Origin of the sequence: Thauera sp. WB-2, from assembly GCF_027594845.1 — a bacterium.
Taxonomy (GTDB): domain Bacteria; phylum Pseudomonadota; class Gammaproteobacteria; order Burkholderiales; family Rhodocyclaceae; genus Thauera; species Thauera mechernichensis.
The window spans coordinates 2,772,691-2,792,802 of sequence record NZ_CP088935.1 but is presented as its reverse complement, the minus strand read 5'-3'; the positions used below and the strand labels follow the sequence as shown (position 1 = coordinate 2,792,802).

Sequence of the window (20,112 nt, the reverse complement as noted above, 5' to 3'; positions counted from 1 at the left end):
TGCGGGCTATCGCGCGGTGGTGCCCACGAGGCACCGTTTGCGCGGCAGCATGTTCAGCCCGTGATCAGCGCCCTCTGCCGATCGTACCGAGTATCCCCGTACTGCAACAGGACAAAACATGAGTGCAATCGTTGATGTGATCGCCCGCGAGATTCTGGACTCCCGCGGTAACCCTACGGTCGAAGCCGACGTGCTGCTGGAATCCGGCGTGATGGGCCGCGCTGCGGTGCCGTCGGGCGCCTCCACCGGTTCGCGCGAAGCGATCGAACTGCGTGATGGCGACAAGTCGCGCTTTCTCGGCAAGGGCGTGCTGCGCGCGGTCGAGAACGTGAACACCGAGATCGCCGAGGCGATCATCGGCCTCGACGCCGAGGAGCAGGCCTTCATCGACCGCACCCTGATCGAGCTCGACGGCACCGAGAACAAGTCGCGCCTGGGCGCCAACGCCATGCTGGCGGTGTCGATGGCGGTGGCCAAGGCCGCCGCCGAAGAGGCCGGCCTGCCGCTGTACCGCTACTTCGGCGGCTCGAGCCCGATGGTGATGCCGGTGCCGATGATGAACGTCATCAACGGCGGCGAGCACGCCAACAACAGTCTCGACATCCAGGAATGCATGATCATGCCGGTGAGCATGGGCAGCTTCCGCGAGGCGCTGCGCTGCGGTGCCGAGATCTTCCACCACCTCAAGAAGATCGTGGACGGCAAGGGCTACCCCACCACCGTTGGCGACGAGGGCGGCTTCGCCCCCAACGTGTCGGGCACCGAGGAGGCGCTCAACCTGATCCAGGAGGCCATCGTTGCCGCTGGCTACGTACCGGGCCAGGACGTGCTGCTGGCGCTCGACTGCGCAGCCAGCGAGTTCTACAAGGACGGCAAGTACGAGCTCAAGGGCGAAGGCCTGTCACTGAGCGCCGAGGGTTTCACCGACTACCTCGAGACCCTGTGCGACAAGTTCCCGATCGTGTCGATCGAGGACGCAATGGCCGAGGGCGACTGGAACGGCTGGAAGATCCTGACCGAGCGTCTTGGCAAGCGCGTGCAGTTGGTGGGCGACGATCTTTTCGTCACCAACACCAAGATCCTCGCCCAGGGCATCGAGCAGGGCGTGGCCAACTCGATCCTGATCAAGATCAACCAGATCGGCACGCTGACCGAGACCTTCGCCGCCGTCGAGATGGCCAAGCTCGCCGGCTATACCGCGGTGATCTCGCACCGCTCGGGCGAGACTGACGACTCGACCATTGCCGACATCGCGGTCGGCCTGCGCGCGATGCAGATCAAGACCGGTTCGCTCAGCCGTTCGGACCGCATCTCGAAGTACAACCAGCTGCTGCGCATCGAGGAAGATCTCGGCGACACCGCCAGCTACCCGGGCAAGCGCGCCTTCTACAACCTGCGCTGAGCAGGTGGCTGACGATGCCGGCGGCGAGTCCGCCGGCTTTTTCATGCGCGCCAGCCGCGGCCGCCCGCATCCTGCGGCAGCGGCCGCGATGCGCCCGATGTTGCATCCATCCCGGTATTCGTTCCGGCCCCCGTTCTCGCAGCCCATCGTGCGTTCCTTCCCGACCTACCGACTCCTTTACCGATGCGCTGGCCGATCCTGATCCTGATCGCACTCGTGGTCCTGCTTCAGTATCCGCTGTGGCTGGGCAAAGGAGGGTGGCTGCAGGTCTGGGAGACCGATCGCCAGCTGCAAGCGCAGCGCGAGGAGAATCTGCGCCTCGAGCAGCGAAATGCCAGTCTCGAGGCCGAGGTCAATGACCTGAAGTCGGGCAACGAGGCGATCGAGGAGCGTGCGCGCTTCGAACTCGGTCTGACCAAGCCCGGCGAAATCTACGTGCACACGCCGCGGCGCTGATGCGCCCGGTGTAGCGGGTGTGCGTCAGCAGCCGGTCACAGCGCAAGCCGGCGCGTCGCTGCGGGCGAGGCGGTCGGGCCCTGAGACGAGTGTGCGCGCACCGTCCACCCGCGCGGCGAAGTAGCGGTTGTCCATTCTGTCCACCCGTACCCGGCCCCGGCTTGAGGGGGCATGGATGAAGCGCCCGTCACCGATGTAGACGCCCATGTGCGAATGGCGGCGCTGCATGGTGTTGAAGAAAACAAGGTCGCCCGGCTGCAATTGACCGAGTGCGATGGGGCGGGTGCTGTCGGCGATCTGCGCCGCGTTGTGGGGCAGGCGATGGCCGCTGATGTTCTCGACGATGTAGGCGACCATGCCGCTGCAATCCAGACCGGCTTCCGGATTGCGTCCGCCGAACTGGTAGCCGGTGTCGAGCAGGCCAAGGGCGAACAGAACCATTTCGCGCGCCTGTTCGTCGTCAGCGAGCGTGAAGAAGCGTGCGTCGGGTACGCTGGGCCGCTGTGGAGCCTGGGCTGCGGGCGGCGGCTTGGTGGCCGTGCCGCAGCCTGCAAGTGCGGCTGCGACAACGGTCATGACGGCTAGCGTCGCAGCGCGCAGGCGCGATGCAGGGCGGGACAAGGTGGCTTGCATGGCGCAAAGATACGCCACAGCCTTGCACCGGGTCCAGCCCAGTTCACGGAATGCGTCAGTCGAGGAGCTCGATCTTTCCGTTCACGTTGATCGAGACGAGGCTCTCGCCGCCCTCCATCGGTGCTGGCGCGGCGTCGGCGAGCATCGCGGCGGCGCGCATGCGTGGCATCACCGGAGGGTAGTGGCCGCTGTCGCCGATCGACAGGCTTGCAATCCGGTAGCGCTTGCCAAAGCTGTTGGCGATCAGTGCGGCGCGGCGCTCGAAGGCACGCAGGGCTGCCACCGTGGCCTCGTCGACCGCGGCCATGCGGGTGTCCGGTGCGGGCTGCATGCTCAGCTGCGAGAGCGCAAGACTGCCCTGAAGGGTGCCGACGAGTTCTGACATCGCCCCCAGATTACGGCTTTCGAGATGGATCTCCGAGCGCATCCGCCACGACTCGATACGGCCTTGTCCGTCCTTTGCGTAGACCGGCCAGGTCGACACGTTGCCCGACTTGCTGGTGACGTCGGCATGGGCGCTGGCGGTCTGCAGGGCCGCGGCAATGTGGCGATTGACCTCGCGTGCCACCGCGCCGGGGTTGGGGCCGTGGTGCTCGGCGTACAGCACTGCCACCGCAAGGTCGTTGGCCGCCGGCTGGCTGGCCTCGGCCGAGAATTCGATGATCTGCGCGCGCCCTGCGCCGTCCGCTTCACTTGCGAGGGCTGCTGTGCCTGCCAGCGTCAGGGTGGCTGCGAGCAGGCCGCCGAGAGCGAGGCGTGCGAGTTCGGGCAGGCTGGCAGGCCGAACGGCTACGGGGCGGGCAGGGGCGGCAATGTGCCCGCTGGGGGAGAGGGGGCTGGGGCGCATGAGGCAATCTCCTTCTGATGCATTGTCAGTCCGGCGTGCACGATGCCGGCCGGTTGCACGCATTCTGTCAGGATGCGCTGCAGCCTGCAGCCCCCAGGACGTTTCAGGGCGTTGCCGGGGCGATCACGCTGGCCGGGTCGATCGCGCACAGCGCTTGTCCGTAAAGACGCGCGTTATCGACATAGTGCTGGGCGTTCCAGGCGAGATGCTCGACTTCGGCGTCGGTCAGGGTACGGATCACGCGTCCGGGTGAGCCGACGACGAGCGAGCGGTCGGGAATGACCTTGCCTTCGGGGATGAGTGCATTGGCACCGATGATGCAATTGCGCCCGATCACCGCCTTGTTGAGGATGACGGCGTTGATGCCGATCAGGCTGCCGTCGCCGATGGTGCAGCCGTGCAGCATCGCCATGTGGCCAACGGTGACGCCGCTGCCGATGGTGAGCGGTACGCCCTCGTCGTTGTGCAGTACCGAGCCGTCCTGGATGTTGGTGTCGTCGCCGATGGTGATCGGGTCGTTGTCACCGCGCAGTACGACGTTGTACCAGATGTTGACGTTGCGGCCCGCGGTCACGGCGCCGATCACCGTGGCATTGTGGGCGATCCAGCTGCCGGCTCCGAAACGCGGCTTGCGATCGCCCAGGGCATAGATGCTCATGCTTGTTCTCGCTATGTATGTCTCCAGCCGGGTGATCACGGCTGTCGGGGGGCGCATCATAGCAAGGGCACTGCAGCATGCAAACCTCCTTATCTGCTCGATGTTGCTGATCCAGCGAGGATTTTGTCCGTTCTGCGGGGGGTGCTAGGATGCGTGCCGCAAACGGAAGACCTTCATGCTCAGTTATCGTCACGCCTTTCATGCGGGCAATCACGCCGATGTGCTCAAGCACACCGTGCTGCTCGAACTGCTCGCCTACTACAACCGCAAGGACAAGCCCTGGATCTACATCGACACCCATGCCGGCGGAGGTTGCTACGCGCTTGAAAGCGAGCAGGCGGGCAAGACTGCAGAATTCGGCGAGGGCATCGGCCGACTGTGGGCGCGAGATGACCTACCCGCGCCGCTTGCCGCCTATGTGGCCGCGGTCGGGCAGTTCAATCCGCATGGACGCCTGCTGTTCTATCCCGGCTCTCCGGCCCTCGCCATGACGCAGGCGCGGGCACAGGATCGACTGCGACTGTTCGAGCTTCATCCGGCCGATTTCGAGTCCTTGCAGCGTACCTTCGATCGTGAGCAGGAGCGTGTGCAGGTGCGTCGCGCAGACGGATTCGGCGCACTCAAGGGGCTGTTGCCACCGCCATCGCGGCGGGCAGTGGTGCTGATCGATCCCCCCTACGAGGTCAAGGACGACTACCGCCGGGTGGTTGATACCCTGCGCGATGCACTGCGTCGCTTCCCGACCGGCACCTTTGCGGTGTGGTACCCCATGCTCTCGCGGACCGAGGCGCGCATGCTGCCCGAGCGCTTGGCCGAGCTTGGTGCGGAGAGCTGGCTTGACGTACGGTTGGCCGTGCGCAGTCCAGCCCGTGATGGTTTCGGCATGTTCGGCAGTGGCCTCTACGTGGTGAATCCACCGTGGCTGCTGCCCGAACGCCTGGAGAAGACGCTGCCCTGGTTGGTCGAGCATCTTGGGCAGGACGAAGGTGCCGGATTCGACCTCGAGCACCACATCGAGTGAGTTGAAGATGGACAACACAGCTGTCCGACCCGACTCACTGCTCGAACTGCGCGAGGCCCTGCGCCGTTTTGCCGCTGACCGTGAATGGGAGCCGTTCCACACCCCAAAGAATCTCGCCATGGCGCTGGCGGGCGAGGCGGGTGAGGTGATCGAGCACTTCCAGTGGCTCACCGCCGAGCAGTCGAGCGCGCTGCCTGCTCCTGTGCACGCGGAGGTGGCGCATGAACTCGCCGACGTACTGCTCTACCTGGTGAGGTTGGCAGACGTGCTCGATATCGATCTAGCCGATGCTGCGCGGACCAAGATGGCGATCAATGCCGATCGCTATCCTGTGGCGCGTGCGCGCGGCAGCGCGAAGAAATACGACGAACTCTGAGCGCGGTTTGGCTCGTGGTCGCCGTGGTGGAGCCAGGGCGCTCATCGTCCCAGCAGAAGTTCCGATTGGGGCACTGCAAATTTTCTGAAACAATACGGCCTTTACAGTATTCGGGGTTGTCCGGTTGTGGACCTGAAGCACATCAGCGATATCGAGAAGGCAGCTTACCAAGGGCGGGGTGAGGTGTTCCGCCTTGGCATGGGCGTGCTGTTCATCGTCGGCGTCATGTTGTATTCCGCCATGCGCGGAGGCGGTGAAGGCAGCCTTACGCTGGTGGTGGCGGCGATGATTGGCGGCTACATGGCGATGAACATCGGCGCCAACGACGTTGCCAACAACGTCGGCCCGGCAGTGGGCTCGAAGGCGCTCACGCTCGCCGGCGCCCTTGTCATTGCCGCAATCTTCGAGGCGGCGGGCGCACTCATCGCCGGTGGCGAGGTGGTGAGCACCATCCGCGGCGGCATCATCAACCCCGACCTGATCGCCGATTCGGACACCTTCGTGTGGATCATGCTCGCAGCCCTGCTCGCGGGTGCCATGTGGCTCAATATCGCTACCGCGGTGGGGGCGCCGGTGTCGACCACTCACTCCATCGTCGGCGCGGTACTGGGCGCAGGCATGGCAGCCGCAGGGCCCGGCATCGTGGCCTGGGGCACGATGGGCAACATCGCCGCAAGCTGGGTAGTGTCGCCGCTGCTGGGCGCGCTCTTTGCCGCCGGTTTCCTCTACTTGATCAAGCGCAGCATCACCTATCAGGCCGACATGGCCGCGGCGGCGCGGCGCATGGTGCCGCTGCTGGTAGGCTTCATGGCCTGGACGTTCTCGACCTATCTCATCCTCAAGGGGTTGAACAAGGTCTGGAAGGTTGGCTTCACCGGGGCCGTGATCTACGGACTGTTGGTGGGTATCGCCGTGTTCCTGCTGGTGCGTTACGTGTTGCGTGGTCGGCAGGGCATCGTCGCCAACACCAAGCAGAGCGTCAACAAGCTGTTTACGGTGCCACTCATTTTTGCAGCCGCGCTGTTGAGCTTTGCCCACGGCTCGAACGACGTCGCCAATGCCGTGGGGCCATTGGCTGCGATCGTCGATGTGGTCAGTTCGGGTGGTGAGTTCCACAAGGCAGCAGCCATTCCGACCTGGGTGATGATGGTCGGTGCGCTGGGGATCGCGCTTGGTCTGGCGCTGTTCGGGCCCAAGGTCATCCGCACCGTCGGCTCCGAGATCACCGAGCTCGACCAGATGCGGGCCTACTGCATTGCAATGGCGGCGACGATCACGGTCATCATCGCCAGCCAGTTCGGCCTGCCGGTGAGTTCGACGCATATCGCAGTGGGTGGCGTGTTCGGCGTTGGCTTCCTGCGCGAGTATCTCAAGAGCAACTACGACCGCATGCTCGCCGAGATCAAGGCTCACCATCCGGAGGGGGACCTGGCAGCGATCGAAGCATTCGTGCAGCGTTTCGAGAAGGCATCGGTCGAGGAGAAGGGCGCAATGCTGGCAGATCTCAAGGAGCGCTCGAAGGCCGCTCAGGATCCGGCCCATTTCTCCAAGGGTGAGCGCAAGGGACTCAAGAAGGTCTATCGCCGGGAGCTGGTCAAGCGTTCGCAGCTGTTGCGCATCGCCGCGGCCTGGGTCATCACGGTGCCAGCTTCGGGTCTGATGGCTGCGATCCTGTTCTTCACCATCCGCGGCATGATGCTGCAATGAGTCGCATGCTCAGCTTTGGTCTGCTGCGCGCTGCGCTCATCCTCTTCGTGCGCCCGTGACCTTCGCCGAGTTGAGTGCAGCCCTGGTGCTGGCCGGACTGGTCTGGTTCTGGTTCGATAGCCTCAAGGCGCGCGAAGCGGGGATCGAGGCGGCGCGGCGCGCATGTTTGCGCGAGGGCGTGCAGTTCCTCGACGAGACTGTGGTCGGCCGGGGGGTGCGCTTTGCGCGTAACGAGCAGGGGCATGCGGTGCTGCGTCGTGCGTTCGAGTTCGAGTACTCGCCGAGCGGCGATGATCGCTATCCGGGTGCGGTGGTACTCGAAGGGCGAGACGTGGTGCTGGTGGATGTCAGCGCCCACCGCCTCGCGCGCCGCGCCACGGTGATCGATCTGCGCTGAAGGCGCGCTTGGCGCTTCAGGTTCGCCCGCTGTCGATGGCGCGCAGGAATTCGCTGCGCGCCTGTGCCGAGCTCTCGAATGCACCGGCGAAAGCCTGCGTCACGACCCGCTCGTCGCCGCGGCGGTCTTCGCCCAGAAGCAGGCAGAGCTGCTCCGCCTCGATGACGCAGGCCGCACCGGCCGCCTTCCCATGGGTCATCAAGGCATCGGCAATGTCACGCGTCATCCACTCCTGGTAAGTGAAACGGTGGCCGATCGCGTCGACGAGGCGGGCGATGCGGCCGAAGCCGTGCAGCCGCCCGCCTGGCAGGTAGGCCACATGGGCGAGACCGCGGAAGGGGACGAGGTGGTGGGGGCAAACGCCGTGAACGGCAATGCCGCGTATGACCACCATGTCGCGTCGCGGATCCTCGAAGCCGTCGCCGAGCACTTCAGCCGGGTCCAGGTCATAGCCGCCGAGCAGCCGCTTTTGCCACAGTTCGCGCACGCGTGTTGCAGTACGCCCGGTGTGGGCCGTATCGGGCGCTACGCCGCAGGCCTGCAGCAAGGCCGTGACGGCGCGTTCGAAGGCGTCGGGGTCGAAGGTGCCGCTGCGCGCGATGCCGATGGAGGCCGGGCGCGGGGCGGGAGTGTGGTCGTGATCGTAGTCGTGATCGTGGTCGTGCATGCGTGAGTCCGCTGCGATGCATCCTTGCATCGGAGACCCGATGATACGCGCAAGCGCGCGCCGCGGAGACCGTTCAGGCGATGAAGACCGGATCGGAGAAGACCAGCGTTCCGTCCTTGCGCATCATCAGGTTGTTGGTGTTGAGGATGTCCGGCAGTACCTGATACGCCTCGACGAAGTCGGACAGGGCTTTGAGCGCCTGCTGCATGCTGTCGCTCATGGCAAGCGGATTGACGGTCAGATGGTACAGGGCGATGCGCCCCATGTCGTTGCCCAGTCTGCTCCATTGTTCGCAAGCCGACCAGTAGAAATCGATCAGGCGCTTGGCGAGCTCCGCAGCGGGCGAGCCGTCGTCGAGCGGGTAGAGCTTCTCCATCTCGATCAGGTGCAGCGGATAACCTGAAGCGGCTCGGCCGATGATGCCGTGGTCCGCGTGGACGATGGGGAAGTGCTGACCGCTCGGGCGATCCTCCGCGGTGTAGAGGAAATAGTCCGCTGGAGAGCTGCAGACCTTGTACACGCGCTCGCCGTCACCCTTGTCCAGGACGATGGAGTACTCGCCACGACCGATCTCGCGCTTGCCGTCGAGCAGCGGATGCGCCGGCACCGGATCGGGCAGCAGGATCTGCTGCCGTCCCAGTCGGATCCTGGCCGCCTCGAGATCGATCATGGCCCCTCCAAGTGCTTACGCCATGATGTTATAGCCGGCGTCGACGAAATGCACGCCACCGGTTACCAGGCGACCGGCATCGGACACCAGGAAGGCCGTGAGCGCGCCGATGTCCTCGGGGGTGACGAGTGCATGCATGGGTGCGCGCTCGACGGCGGCGGCCATCAGCCCGTCGAAGCCGGCGATACCCGATGCGGCACGGGTCATCAGCGGTCCGGGCGACACCGCGTTGACCCGGATCCCCTTGGCGCCGAGTTCCGCAGCCATGTAGCGTGTAGCCGCTTCCAGTGCCGCCTTGCACAGACCCATCACACCGTAGTTGGGGATGACTTTCTCCGAGCCGAGGTAGGTCATCGTCACCAACGAGCCGCCGCCGGCTTTTTCGAGCAAGGGTTCGGCCTTCTTGGCGAGGCGGACGAAGGAGTGCGTGGATACGTCCATCGCCAGCGCAAAGCCGTCGGGCGAGGAGTCAACGACGCGCCCATGCAGATCGTCGCGCTTGGCGAAGGCCATGCTGTGGATGGCAAAGTCGAGCTTGCCGTGACGGGCGTCGATCTCGGCGAACACGGCGTCCATGGTGTCGGGGCGGGTGACGTCGAGCAGGAACACATCCTCGACACCGAGCCGGTGCACAATGGGCTCGATGAACGCGCGCGTCTTGTCGTTCTGGTAGGTGATGATGAGTTTGGCGCCGGCCTGGGCGCAGGCCTCCGCAACGCCGGTGGAAATCGACTTCTCGTTGGCGATGCCGGTGATCAGGCCGATCTTGCCTTCCAGGTTGATGAGTGGGGTCATGGTGAAGTCCTCGGTTCCGGTTTTGTGTTGTTGCACTGCAACAGTGCGCCACGTTGAGCATACTTTACACTGGAAATATGACTTTCCGTGACATTCGATACAGGCGCTTGCAGCATGCAATGAAGTATATTCCGCATTGCAGCATCCATGGATAGCGGACCCGGGCTCAGTCCCGCGGGGAGTGCAGAATGACACGCAGAGCTTATATTTTCACCGACTTCGACGGGGTTACCCACCCCTGGGGCGAAGTTGAGGATTTCCGCTGCCTGCCGCTGATCGAGGGGGTTGTGCGGGAGTATCCCGAGTCGCGCATCGTCATCGCGTCCGACTGGCGCATGCTGTTCTCGATGCAGAAGCTGCTGGCGCGCTTTTCGTCAGACGTTCATCCGCAGATCGCCGGCGCCACGCCGCACATGCTGCCCAAGAATGGCGCCGAACTGCACGGCTTGCGGGAACGTGAGGCGATGATCTGGTTGAGCCAGCATGAGCCGAACCTGCGTGATGTGGCCTGGTGTGCGATCGATGATGCGCCCGGCAATTGGTCTACGCGGTCGCGGCTGATCCTGACCGACTTCAAGCGCGGCTTTACCGCCGAGGATGCGGATGCTCTGCGCCGGATGCTCGAGGGCTTCCGCAGCGGCAACACGCAGCTGCGAGACACTGACCCCCCTTCGTTCTGGGAGCGCAGCATCGCGTGACTGCGCGTGTGCTGGTTCGGCGGAGGTTTGCCTCGCTTGCCCAGCGCCGTCACAATAGGCGCCCGCAAAATTCAACCGAGATATCCGATGCCCAGTTCGCAGACCCCGTTGCCGAGTGACCCGCTGGCGGCGCTTGTCGATGGAGAAGCCCAGCGCCGGGCAGTCCACCTGGCACAGGAGGCTTTTGCGCGCGTTTTTCGCCTGAGCGTGGCTGAGCCAGATGACGTGCGCCGCCGCGGTGTGGAACAACTTCGCGGCGAGCTGGCCGAGTGGGCGGGCCAGGCTGCGGACGACGAGGCGCGCGCGCTGCGTCTGGCCTTGCTGCTGGCAGGCATGGATCAGTGGGGGCTGGCGTGGACGCAGGCCTTCGAGTTGGTGGCGATACCCGGTCTGACGGAGCTCATCGGTGCCTTGCGCACCGGGCTCGATGCGCAGGCGGAGGCCCGCTTCCTGCGCCATTTCGAGTCGATAGGCGCCGCTGAGCAGAACGTCATCGACTTCAAGGTGGAATTGCGCCGTGCGCTGCATCTGGCGCTCTGGCACTCGTCGATTGCCACCGAGAGCCGTGAAGAGGCCTTGCGGCTCTCGTCACGCCTTGGCGGCATGCTGCTGGCGCTTGCGCGCGAGATGCCGATTGCTGGCTGGCGACTGGTGGCCGATGCCGTCGCCTTCATCCAGATTCGCTGCCTGGCCGACAGTCTGGCTGTCGAGGGCATTGGGCAGGAGGCCACACAGGCCCTGTTTGCCGCGCTGGCACGCGAACTGCCGAAGGACGTGAGCGATCTCGTCATGGCGCACGCTACGCGTGCGGTGATTGCATGGCAGCATGCGCAGCGCGGACCGGAGCAGGTGCACTGATGGCGCTCAAGGCAACCATCTTCAAGGCCGAGATCCAGATCGCCGACATGGACCGCGGCCATTACGCAGACTATGCGCTGACCCTGGCGCGCCACCCCTCCGAAACGGACGAGCGCATGATGGTGCGCCTGCTCGCTTTTGCGCTGCACGCGGACCCCGCTCTGGTTTTTGGCAAGGGCCTGTGCGTCGATGACGAGCCGGATCTGTGGCAGAAGGATCTGACCGGCGTCATCGAGCGCTGGATCGATGTCGGGCAACCGGATGAGCGTTGGGTGCGCAAGGCTTGCGGTCGCGCACGCGAGGTCGTCGTACTTGCCTATGGCCGGGCGCTGGAGGTGTGGTGGAGCGGCGTGCGCGCCAAGCTCGAGCGCCAGGCGGGACTGCATGTGATCGAACTGGGCCGCGAGCAGACGGCGGAGTTGGCGCGTATGGCCGAGCGCACGATGCGCCTGCAGTTCACGATCCAGGAGGGGCAGGTCCTGATCACCAACGGTCGTGACTCTGTCGTGGTCGAGCCGTGCCGGCTGCTCGGTGTCTGAAACGCCCCGGCAGCGTCTGCCCTAGGCTTCCACCGGCGTCGCGCCGTACCACGACACCCAGCCCATCACGTGCTCCGCAGGCATTGGGCGGGCAATGCCGAAACCCTGCCCGAGCCGACAGCCCAGTGCGGCCAGTGCAGCAGCATGGGCGGGGGTTTCGACGCCTTCCGCAATTGCTTCGCGACCGAACGCGCTGGCAAGCTGGATGACGCCCTCGACGATCGCTCGGTCCTCGGCGTCGTCGAGCATGTCGATCACGAAGCTGTGGTCGATCTTGAGCTGATCGACCGGCAATTGGCGGAAATGCTTGAGTGACGCGTAGCCCGTGCCGAAGTCGTCGAGCGCGAGGCGAACGCCCAGGCCGCGACAGGCGCGCAGGACTTCGAGTGCGGACGTCATGTCGTCGAGTGCGGCTGACTCCAGGATCTCGAGCTTGAGCATGGCCGCGGTCAGGCTGGGCTGGCAGGCAAGCGCTGCGCGTACCGAATCGACGAATCCAGCCTGCTGCAGTTGGTTGGCGCTGACGTTGATGCTGACCGATACGTCGAGCCCGGCCTCGCGCCAGCGCGCGAGCGCGGCCAGTGCCTGGTCCAGCACCCATCTGCCGATGTCGATCTCCAGTTCGCTTCCCTCCGCATCGGCCAGAAACTGAGCGGGCGATAGCATGCCACGCGTCGGATGGCGCCAGCGCAGCAAGGCTTCTGCGCCCACCATGCGTGCGCTTTGCATGTCGACCTGGGGCTGGAACAGGAGCAGGAGTTCGCCGTCGCGCAGCGCTTCGGCCAGGCGCGCATGGCGTGCCCGTCTTTCCGCGAGTCCTTGCTCGATCGAGGTGTCGAAGTGCTGGATACAGTTGCGGCCGCGCTGCTTGGCACGGTACATCGCCTGGTCGGCGTGGCGCAGGAGGGTGTCGGGGTCGGCGTCGTCCTCAGGGAAGAGGGTGACGCCGATACTTGCCGAGACGCAGACCCAGTCCTGTTCGATCTGTATCGGCTGGCGGATCGTATCGAGGATGCGCTTGAGCACGGCATCGCCATCCACATCCTCGAGAAGCAGTACGAACTCGTCGCCACCAAGGCGGGCAACCGTGTCGCTGGCGCGCAGCAGGCCATTGAGGCGGTCGACGATCTCGACCAGCAGGCGATCGCCCGCCTCGTGGCCGTAGCGGTCGTTGACCGGTTTGAAGCCGTCGAGGTCGATCACGCAGACGCCGAGCGTCTTGCCGGTGCGGTGCGCGTGGGCGATTGCCTGGCGGAGGCGGTCGTCCAGCAGGCGGCGGTTGGGCGCGCCGGTGAGTGGGTCGAAGTAGGCGATGCGGTTGAGCTCCTCCTCGTGGAGCTTGAGATGGCTGATGTCCGAGAACAGCCCGACGTGGTGCATGAGCCGCCCGTTCTCGTCACGTACGCGGCTGATCGAGAGCATTTCGGCAAAGTCGCTGCCATCCTTGCGCAGGTTCCAGAGCTCTCCTTGCCAGTGGTCGTTCTCCTCCAGGGAGGCCCACATGTTGCGGTAGAACTCGCGCCCCTGGCGCCCGGAGCCGAGGACGGCGGGGTTGCGCCCCAGGACCTCCTCGCGGCTGTAGCCGGTGATGCGGGTAAAGGCCGGATTGATGTCGATGATGCAGTTGTTGGCGTCGGTGATCAGGATCGCTTCGTAGCAACTGGCGAACACACTGGCGGCGAGGCGCAGTCGCTCCTCGTCCTGCTTGCGTGCGCTGATGTCGAGCTGGGCGCCCGTCAGCAAGAGGGGGGCGCCGTGTACTGAGCGCTGCACGACATGGCCGCGGTCGTGCACCCAGATCCAGTGCCCTGCGCAGTGGCGCAGGCGCAGGTCCTGCTCATAGAAGGGCGACTCGCCACGGATATGCTGGTCGAGCGCTGCCTGGGCGCGAGCGAGGTCGTCCGGGTGCACCAGCTCGCGCCACTGGGCGCGATTCATCGTCGTGCGTCCTTCCTCGGCGAAGCCCATCATGCGGGTCCAGCGTGCGTCCATCACGTAGCGATCATGCCTGAGATCGAGCTCCCAGCTGGCCGCGCCGGTGGCTTCGACCACATTGCACAGGTGATGGTGTTCGAGGTCGATCTGTTCGGCGAGCGCGCTCGCCTTGCGATGGGCCCGTGAAAGCTGGGCATTGCGCTGCGTGAGCCTTGCCAGCAACAGCAGGATGGTGACCACGGCCAGGCTGAACACGAAGATCCAGACCTGAAAGCGCGCCCACACATCGCTCCAGGTGAAGCTTGGTACATGATCGAAGGGTGGCAGGCGAAGCTCGCGCAGCAGGGTCTCCACCCCCGAGTAATCGGCTGGGATCGTGAAGCCGTGTATCCCTGCGGCATGAGCTGCCGGGTGGTCGGGAGGCAGCAGCAACGCATGTGACGCGATCAACCTGATAGCGGCCTCGTCGGCATGTGGCAGTGCAACCAGCGGCCACTCGGGGTAAAGGCGTGTCGAGGTGGCGAATGGAAAGCCCGGTAGCGATTCTGCCGGGATGCGGTTCAGGATCTTCAGTGTGTCGAGGCCCTTGTGGCCTTCACGTGCCAACTCCTCGAGCAGTCCAGTGCGGACGAAGCCGGCATCTGCACGGCCCGCGATCACCGCATCGATCACGCTGTCCTGGAACTGGTCGAGCGTACGGATTTGCAGGGCGCGGGTCCGGATGCCCGCTGCCTTGAGTTCGGCGAGTTGGGCGGCATAGGTGCCGAGGAAATTCGCGCTGGTGGTGGCGATCCGGCGTCCTTCGAGGTCCTGGATGCCGGTCAGGTCGTCACGATCGGCGTGTGCGACGATGACGCCGCCGAAGCGATTGACCGCTTGCTCACCGTGGCGACCAACGAGGGTGGCGATTGCGCCCGACAGCGCGTTGCCGCCGCGCAGTGCGACGAAGTGCGATGGGTTGGTGAGGACGAGGTCGAGTTCCCCACGCGCCAGGGCCTCGTGCATCTCGCCTTCGTCCAGTGCCCGCAGGCGTACGCTGTGGTCCGGCAGTCTCTCGTCGAGATACTGCGCGAAAGGCGTCCATGCGGCCTCGACGACGGGCTTCGGGCGTATCGCAAAGACGCCAATGGTGAGTTCCTGCGCGCCGAGTACGGGCCCGGATGCAGCGCATGCGGCAAGCATCAGGCTCCAGAGGCGGATCGACAGGCAACTCTTCATGGGTGTCCGAGGCGTCGCGCCTGGTCCGGCGCAGGAGGAGGGGGTAAAGGGGACGAGCGGCGACACGGCCGTTCCGCCCGGGGCGTAGAGCTTACTGCGGTATAGCCCATTATGGGGAGTTCTAGCGCAATGGCCCGGGCTGTGCCCTCGGCAGTGGGGCGAGCACGGCTCCGTCTGCCATCAGGAAATTCCTTACCGCATGTGCGCTGCGCTCGGGGTCCTCCTGCATGAAGCAGTGACCACCGGGCAGCTCCGTGCGCTGGACGGCCGCGTTCGAAGATTCCCAGCGCAGGATGGCGCGTCGTGCAAACGGAAAGGTCGCCCGACCATGCACAACCAGCGTGGGTGTGGTGATGCGCGCGAGCGCAGGCCATAGCCGGCGCGGGTAGGAACTGAAGATCTCCGCTTCGCGCGCCGGTGTGCACTTGAGTTCGACTCCGCCGCCTGGCAGGTCGCGCAGCGCATGCTCGACGTAAGCCTGCAGTGCGTCCGCATGCCAGCCGCGAAACATGCCGCGACCATGAAGGTTGGCGCGTGCCGCGTCGCGGTCGGGCCAGTGATGGCGTCTTTTGCGCGCACGCTGGGCGAGTGCGTTGCGGCCATACAGGCCGACGACGTCGGACAGGGCCATCAGGCCGATCATTGCGGGGGGAAACAGGACGGGATCGAGCAGTACAGCGCGCGCGAACGCGTGCGGTGCGCGCGCGAGCATGAGGCAGCTGATGACGCTGCCGAAGCTGTGTCCGACGGCATATACCGGGACATCGCCGAACACGCTGCGTCGTGCGTTCCAGGCCTCCAGGCTGAGTTCTGCCGTCCTATTCCAGCCCAGGAAGCGTCCGCCATGATCGCTGTCGCCATGGCCCTGGACATCTGACAGGAACAGATCGAAATGCGCGGCCAGGCATTGCAGCATGGGCGCATACACCATGCCGCAATAGCCGTTGCCATGCACGAAATGAAGCACCGGCCGCCCGCTGGGCGGGCTGTGCAGTCCGCGCAGCGTGAAGCCCGACGAGGCGTGATGCGACCAGGGTAGGAGTTCCATGCTGCGGTGCGGATGGGCCGGCTCAGTCCGGACGTCGCTTCTTGCCGCCCGCTGCAGGGGTGTGCGGCCGACCGCCGGGGCGGTTGTCGTGCTGGGGGCGATCGCCGCGCGGCTTGCTCCAGGCCGGCTTGCCTTCGCCGTATGCGGGCTTTGCACGCGGGTTGCGCGGCGCGGCATCGTTTGGCCTGCGTTCGCCTTGCCAGCTGGTGTCCTCTCGCATGGGGCGGCGCCGTTCGGGCATGGTGGCGGCTTCGGCTGCACTCAAGGCACGGATGTTCAGTGCCATCTGGCGCACGCGGGTGCGCTTGAGCGTGCCGAGCAGATCATCCGGCAGGTTCGCGGGCAGCTCGACCGTGGAGAAGTCGTCGAAGAGGTGGATCTGGCCGATGTACTTGCCTTCGATGCCGCCTTCGTTGGCGATCGCACCGACGATCTCCTTGGGGCTGGCGCCGTGGGCGCGACCAACCTCGATGCGGTAGCGGACCAGCGCGCCATCTGCAAAGGCGCGGCGGCGGGCGAGGATCTCGTCGCGATTGGGGCGTTGGGTGCGTTCGCGTGGCGCACCGGTTGTGAAGTGCTCGGCTCTCGGGGCGCGGCCTTCGAAGCTGGTGGGGGCGGTAGCGATTTCCCAGCCGCGTCCGGACTGCTCGAGCTGCAGCGGGCGGTCGCGCTGCGCGAGCAGCGTCAGTGCTGCGGCAACCTCGTGGATATCGAGCTCGTTCTCTTCGATCAGGTCGTTGACGATGCCCATGAAGAAGCCGAGGTCCTCGCCGCCGATGGCATCCACGACCTGGCGCTTGAACTGCGCCACGCGCAGGTTGGTCACTTCTTCGTTGCTGGGCAGTGCGATCGGTGTGATCGGCTGGCGCGTGGCCCGCTCGATCATCTTCAGCATGCGTGTTTCGCGCGGCGCAACGAACAGGATCGCTACCCCCTCGCGGCCGGCGCGGCCGGTACGGCCGATGCGGTGTACATAGGCCTCGGTGTCGTACGGGATGTCGTAGTTGATGACGTGCGAGACGCGCGGCACATCGATGCCGCGTGCGGCGACGTCGGTGGCAATGACGATGTCCAGCGCGCCATTCTTGAGCTGCTCGATGACCCGTTCGCGCAGGCCCTGGGTCATGTCGCCATTGAGCGCAGCGGCTGCGTAGCCGCGTGCGGCGAGCTTGTCGGCGAGCTCTTCCGTTGCGATCTTGGTGCGCACGAAGACGATCGCGGCGTCGAAGCTTTCCTCGGCATCGAGGATGCGTGTGAGGGCATCGAGCTTGTCGACGCCGCGCACCAGCCAGTAACGCTGGCTGATCTTGGAGACGGTCGCAGTCGCGGCGCGGATCTTGATCTCCTGCGGTTCGCGCAGGTGGCGGCGGGCGACGTCGCGGATGACGTTCGGCATGGTTGCCGAGAACAGCGCTGTCTGGCGCGCCTCCGGTGTGTGTTCGAGGATCCACTCGACGTCGTCGATGAAGCCCATGCGCAGCATCTCGTCGGCCTCGTCGAGGACGATGGCCTTGAGCGCATCGAGCTTGAGGCTCTCGCGCTCGAGATGGTCCATTACCCGCCCCGGCGTGCCGACGATGATGTGGGCGCCGCGCGACAGCTGGCGCAGCTGCACCACCATGCTCTGGCCGCCGTAGATCGGCAGCACGTGGAAGCCCTTGAGGTGATGGGCATACTTGGCGAAGGCTTCCGCCACCTGGATTGCCAGCTCGCGCGTGGGGGTGAGCACCAGCACCTGGGGACGGGCGTCGGCAAGGTCGAGCTTGGCGAGCATGGGCAGCGCGAAGGCGGCTGTCTTGCCAGTGCCGGTCTGGGCCTCGCCGAGGATGTCGCGGCCGGCCAGCAGTTGCGGGATGCAGGCGGCCTGGATGGGCGACGGCGTTTCATAGCCGACCTCGGCCAGCGCCGACAGAAGGGGCGCGGGCAGGTCGAGATCGGCGAAGCGCAGGGTCGCCTCGGGGCTGGCGGATTCGGGGAGGGCAGAGTCGGTCATGGCTGTTGGGCCGCGGAGGCGGCGGTGTGCAGCAGCGCTGCGAAGTCGCGATTATCGGCGATTCTGGCGCTGCGAACGAAAAAGCGGCTCGTGGCCGCAGTGGGGCGAACCGGGGAGGTCACGGTTGGCACCCGGCGCCGGAAAAGCAAAAACGCGGCGCAAGGCCGCGTTTCGGGTGCATCGAGTGACGTCGGCGACGTCGCTTCGATTACAGCGGGCGGATGTTGGCCGCCTGCAGGCCCTTCGGGCCGGTCTTGACTTCGAATTCGACGCGCTGGTTTTCGGCCAGGCTCTTGAAACCCTTGCTCTGGATTTCGGAGAAGTGGGCGAACAGGTCGTCGCCGCCGCCTTCAGGAGTGATGAAGCCGAAGCCCTTGGCGTCGTTGAACCATTTCACGGTACCGGTTTGAGTGCTCATTTTGCGTTCCATATGAAGAATTGCGGGCTTGCGCCCCGGAGATGCAGGAACGATCAAGAAACGTAATCAGGAGGCATCAAACCGACACGCGTTCTCTTGGAACTCGCTGGGCAACCACCAGAACAACCACTGCTTGAATCGACTGCGAACGGCACGATACACGGTTTTTCGCGGATGCGTGAATTTATTTTGAGTTGCGCCGAAAGTGGCCGATGTCTTGTTCGCGCCAGTGGGTGTGCGGTGGGATAATCGGTGCTTCTCCAGATCTACGGAACTCCCATGCCCATCCAGTGGTTCCCGGGGCACATGGCGTCGGCGCGCAAGAAGGCGGCCGAGGCAATGGCTGCCATCGATGTCGTCATCGAGGTGACCGACGCGCGCCTGCCGGAAGCGAGCAGCAACCCGATGATCGCCGAGCTGCGGCGGTTTCGTAATCGTCCCTGCCTGAAGTTGCTCAACAAGTCCGACCTTGCCGATCCGGAGGTGACGCGGGCGTGGATGGCGTTCTACAACCGCCAGCCCGGGGTCAGGGCCGTTGCGATTTCGGCCAAGAGTGCGGCGGATGTCGCACGCATTCCGACGCTCTGCCGTGAGCTTGCGCCCCATCGCGACGACGGCACCAAGCCCCTGCGCATGATGATCATGGGCATACCCAATGTGGGCAAGTCGACGCTGATGAACGCTCTGCTCAAGCGCAAGGTGGCCAAGGTCGGCGATGAGCCGGCCGTGACCAAGCACCAGCAGACGCTCGATCTGGGGCCGGGCATGACGCTGACCGACACACCGGGGATGATGTGGCCGAAGATCGATTACGACGCGGATGGCTACATGCTCGCGGCCAGCCATGCGATTGGCCGCAACGCCGTCATCGACGAGGAGGTGGCTGCCTTTCTCGGCGAGATCCTCTTGGCGCGCTATGCCGACAGGCTGGCCGCGCGCTACCGGCTTGAGCGCGCGGCGGTTGCCACACTCGATGGTCCGGCGCTGGTCGAGGCGGTCGGTCGCCGGCGCGGTTGTCTCGTCAAGGGCGGTGGGCTGGACCTTGAGAAGGCGGCGCAGATCCTGCTGCAGGACTATCGAGACGGGGCGCTGGGCCGCATCAGTCTGGAATCGCCCGACAGCAGGGAGGCCATGATTGCAGCGGCGATCGCCGCACGGGCGCTGGCCGAGGTGGGTGATGCGGCCGGCGGGGAGGCGGGCTAGATCCCGAAGTAACGGTCCGGGCGGTGATTGACTGCGATGACGAGATTGACCGCTGCGGCAGCCAGGATGGAGAGCGCAATCTTGTCGAGGCTCAGCGCGAGCAAGCCGAGCGCCATGATCAGTATGTCGGCCACCATCTGCACCGAACCCGCGCGCCAGCCGCGGCGCTTCTGGAGGTAGAGGCCGAGAATGGTGACGCCTCCCAGGCTGGCGCCATGGCGGATGAGGATCAGGATCCCGGTGCCCGCGAGCAGCCCTGCCATGATGCTTGCAAAGACCGGGTTGAGCACGTCGAAGCTCACCAGCAATGGGAGCGTCTCGGTATACAGGGCCAGTACGGCGACGGCGCAGAAGGTCTTGATCGTGAATGCCAGGCCGAGTGCGCGCAGCCCAAAGGCATAGAAGGGCAGGTTCAGGACCACGAGCGACACGCCCAGCGGCCAGTCGGCAAGGTAGTGCATGAGAAAGGACAGGCCGGTGGTGCCGCCAGTGAGCAGCGAGCTCTCGCGGAACATTACAAGGGCGAGGGCCACGAACAGGCAGCCTGTGAGCACCCCCTGCACGTCCTCGAAA

At 65.3% G+C, this 20,112-nt stretch carries 21 protein-coding genes; 10 read left to right on the top strand and 11 right to left on the bottom strand.

What is annotated here, in order from left to right; genetic code table 11:
• Positions 1–118: 118 nt before the first annotated feature.
• Positions 119–1,402 (top strand): phosphopyruvate hydratase, encoded by a 1,284-nt coding sequence (gene eno / locus LQF09_RS12810; protein ID WP_270068135.1) that lies wholly within the window; start codon positions 119–121, stop codon positions 1,400–1,402.
• A 183-nt stretch (positions 1,403–1,585) separates the two neighbouring features.
• Entirely contained in the window at positions 1,586–1,858 is a 273-nt protein-coding gene (gene ftsB, locus LQF09_RS12805) for a cell division protein FtsB (protein WP_002926610.1), read from the top strand.
• Between the two features lie 24 nt (positions 1,859–1,882).
• On the opposite strand, the gene LQF09_RS12800 is transcribed toward ftsB, so the two are convergent.
• The 3 genes from LQF09_RS12800 to LQF09_RS12790 all read right to left on the bottom strand — a co-directional run bounded on the left by LQF09_RS12800 (position 1,883) and on the right by LQF09_RS12790 (position 3,996).
• The gene (locus LQF09_RS12800; RefSeq protein ID WP_270068134.1) at positions 1,883–2,491 is read right to left on the bottom strand and encodes a C40 family peptidase; all 609 of its coding nucleotides are present in this window, start codon (positions 2,489–2,491) and stop codon (positions 1,883–1,885) included.
• Between the two features lie 55 nt (positions 2,492–2,546).
• Positions 2,547–3,338 (bottom strand): SIMPL domain-containing protein, encoded by a 792-nt coding sequence (locus tag LQF09_RS12795; RefSeq protein ID WP_002926607.1) that lies wholly within the window; start codon positions 3,336–3,338, stop codon positions 2,547–2,549.
• Positions 3,339–3,441: 103 nt separating this feature from the next.
• Positions 3,442–3,996, bottom strand: coding sequence for a gamma carbonic anhydrase family protein (locus LQF09_RS12790; RefSeq protein ID WP_002926605.1), 555 nt, complete (start codon positions 3,994–3,996; stop codon positions 3,442–3,444).
• A 175-nt stretch (positions 3,997–4,171) separates the two neighbouring features.
• Between LQF09_RS12790 and LQF09_RS12785 the strand changes: the two genes are divergently transcribed.
• The 4 genes from LQF09_RS12785 (at position 4,172) to LQF09_RS12770 (ending at position 7,497) form a co-directional block, all read left to right on the top strand.
• Complete coding sequence (locus LQF09_RS12785) at positions 4,172–5,017, top strand: 23S rRNA (adenine(2030)-N(6))-methyltransferase RlmJ (RefSeq protein ID WP_002926603.1); 846 nt, start codon at positions 4,172–4,174, stop codon at positions 5,015–5,017.
• 7 nt (positions 5,018–5,024) lie between these two features.
• Positions 5,025–5,393 (top strand): nucleotide pyrophosphohydrolase, encoded by a 369-nt coding sequence (locus tag LQF09_RS12780; protein ID WP_270068133.1) that lies wholly within the window; start codon positions 5,025–5,027, stop codon positions 5,391–5,393.
• Positions 5,394–5,519: 126 nt separating this feature from the next.
• Positions 5,520–7,100 carry an inorganic phosphate transporter gene (locus tag LQF09_RS12775; protein ID WP_002926599.1) on the top strand — a complete coding sequence of 527 codons (1,581 nt, stop codon included), beginning with the start codon at positions 5,520–5,522 and terminating at the stop codon, positions 7,098–7,100.
• 55 nt (positions 7,101–7,155) lie between these two features.
• Complete coding sequence (locus tag LQF09_RS12770) at positions 7,156–7,497, top strand: DUF3301 domain-containing protein (protein WP_002926597.1); 342 nt, start codon at positions 7,156–7,158, stop codon at positions 7,495–7,497.
• 16 nt (positions 7,498–7,513) lie between these two features.
• Here LQF09_RS12770 and folE read toward each other — a convergent pair whose 3' ends face one another.
• The 3 genes from folE to fabI all read right to left on the bottom strand — a co-directional run bounded on the left by folE (position 7,514) and on the right by fabI (position 9,629).
• A complete protein-coding gene (gene folE, locus LQF09_RS12765; RefSeq protein ID WP_270068132.1) occupies positions 7,514–8,164 on the bottom strand; it encodes a GTP cyclohydrolase I FolE in 651 nt (216 codons plus the stop codon).
• A 73-nt stretch (positions 8,165–8,237) separates the two neighbouring features.
• Complete coding sequence (locus LQF09_RS12760; RefSeq protein WP_002926593.1) at positions 8,238–8,834, bottom strand: hypothetical protein; 597 nt, start codon at positions 8,832–8,834, stop codon at positions 8,238–8,240.
• A 15-nt stretch (positions 8,835–8,849) separates the two neighbouring features.
• Positions 8,850–9,629, bottom strand: coding sequence for an enoyl-ACP reductase FabI (gene fabI, locus LQF09_RS12755; RefSeq protein WP_002936728.1), 780 nt, complete (start codon positions 9,627–9,629; stop codon positions 8,850–8,852).
• 188 nt (positions 9,630–9,817) lie between these two features.
• On the opposite strand from fabI, the gene LQF09_RS12750 reads away from it, so the two are divergent.
• The 3 genes from LQF09_RS12750 (at position 9,818) to LQF09_RS12740 (ending at position 11,724) form a co-directional block, all read left to right on the top strand.
• Positions 9,818–10,327 (top strand): HAD domain-containing protein, encoded by a 510-nt coding sequence (locus LQF09_RS12750; RefSeq protein WP_002926591.1) that lies wholly within the window; start codon positions 9,818–9,820, stop codon positions 10,325–10,327.
• Between the two features lie 87 nt (positions 10,328–10,414).
• Complete coding sequence (locus LQF09_RS12745) at positions 10,415–11,185, top strand: hypothetical protein (RefSeq protein WP_270068131.1); 771 nt, start codon at positions 10,415–10,417, stop codon at positions 11,183–11,185.
• Positions 11,185–11,724, top strand: coding sequence for a YaeQ family protein (locus LQF09_RS12740; protein WP_270068130.1), 540 nt, complete (start codon positions 11,185–11,187; stop codon positions 11,722–11,724). The genes LQF09_RS12745 and LQF09_RS12740 overlap by 1 nt, the downstream gene beginning before the upstream one ends.
• Before the next feature lie 21 nt (positions 11,725–11,745).
• Here the strand turns inward: LQF09_RS12740 and LQF09_RS12735 are convergent, their stop codons facing one another.
• The 4 genes from LQF09_RS12735 to cspE form a co-directional block, all read right to left on the bottom strand.
• Positions 11,746–14,877 carry an EAL domain-containing protein gene (locus LQF09_RS12735; protein ID WP_270068129.1) on the bottom strand — a complete coding sequence of 1,044 codons (3,132 nt, stop codon included), beginning with the start codon at positions 14,875–14,877 and terminating at the stop codon, positions 11,746–11,748.
• A 121-nt stretch (positions 14,878–14,998) separates the two neighbouring features.
• Positions 14,999–15,925, bottom strand: coding sequence for an alpha/beta fold hydrolase (locus tag LQF09_RS12730; RefSeq protein ID WP_002926585.1), 927 nt, complete (start codon positions 15,923–15,925; stop codon positions 14,999–15,001).
• A gap of 22 nt (positions 15,926–15,947) precedes the next feature.
• Positions 15,948–17,918 (bottom strand): DEAD/DEAH box helicase, encoded by a 1,971-nt coding sequence (locus LQF09_RS12725; protein ID WP_270068128.1) that lies wholly within the window; start codon positions 17,916–17,918, stop codon positions 15,948–15,950.
• Between the two features lie 208 nt (positions 17,919–18,126).
• Complete coding sequence (gene cspE, locus LQF09_RS12720) at positions 18,127–18,336, bottom strand: transcription antiterminator/RNA stability regulator CspE (RefSeq protein ID WP_002926583.1); 210 nt, start codon at positions 18,334–18,336, stop codon at positions 18,127–18,129.
• 279 nt (positions 18,337–18,615) lie between these two features.
• Here cspE and ylqF point away from each other — a divergent pair, with 279 nt between their 5' ends.
• Entirely contained in the window at positions 18,616–19,539 is a 924-nt protein-coding gene (gene ylqF, locus LQF09_RS12715) for a ribosome biogenesis GTPase YlqF (protein ID WP_002926579.1), read from the top strand.
• On the opposite strand, the gene LQF09_RS12710 is transcribed toward ylqF, so the two are convergent.
• Positions 19,536–20,072, bottom strand: coding sequence for a YitT family protein (locus LQF09_RS12710; protein ID WP_270068127.1), 537 nt, complete (start codon positions 20,070–20,072; stop codon positions 19,536–19,538). The two genes, ylqF and LQF09_RS12710, sit on opposite strands and share 4 nt — an antisense overlap.
• Positions 20,073–20,112: the final 40 nt, after the last annotated feature.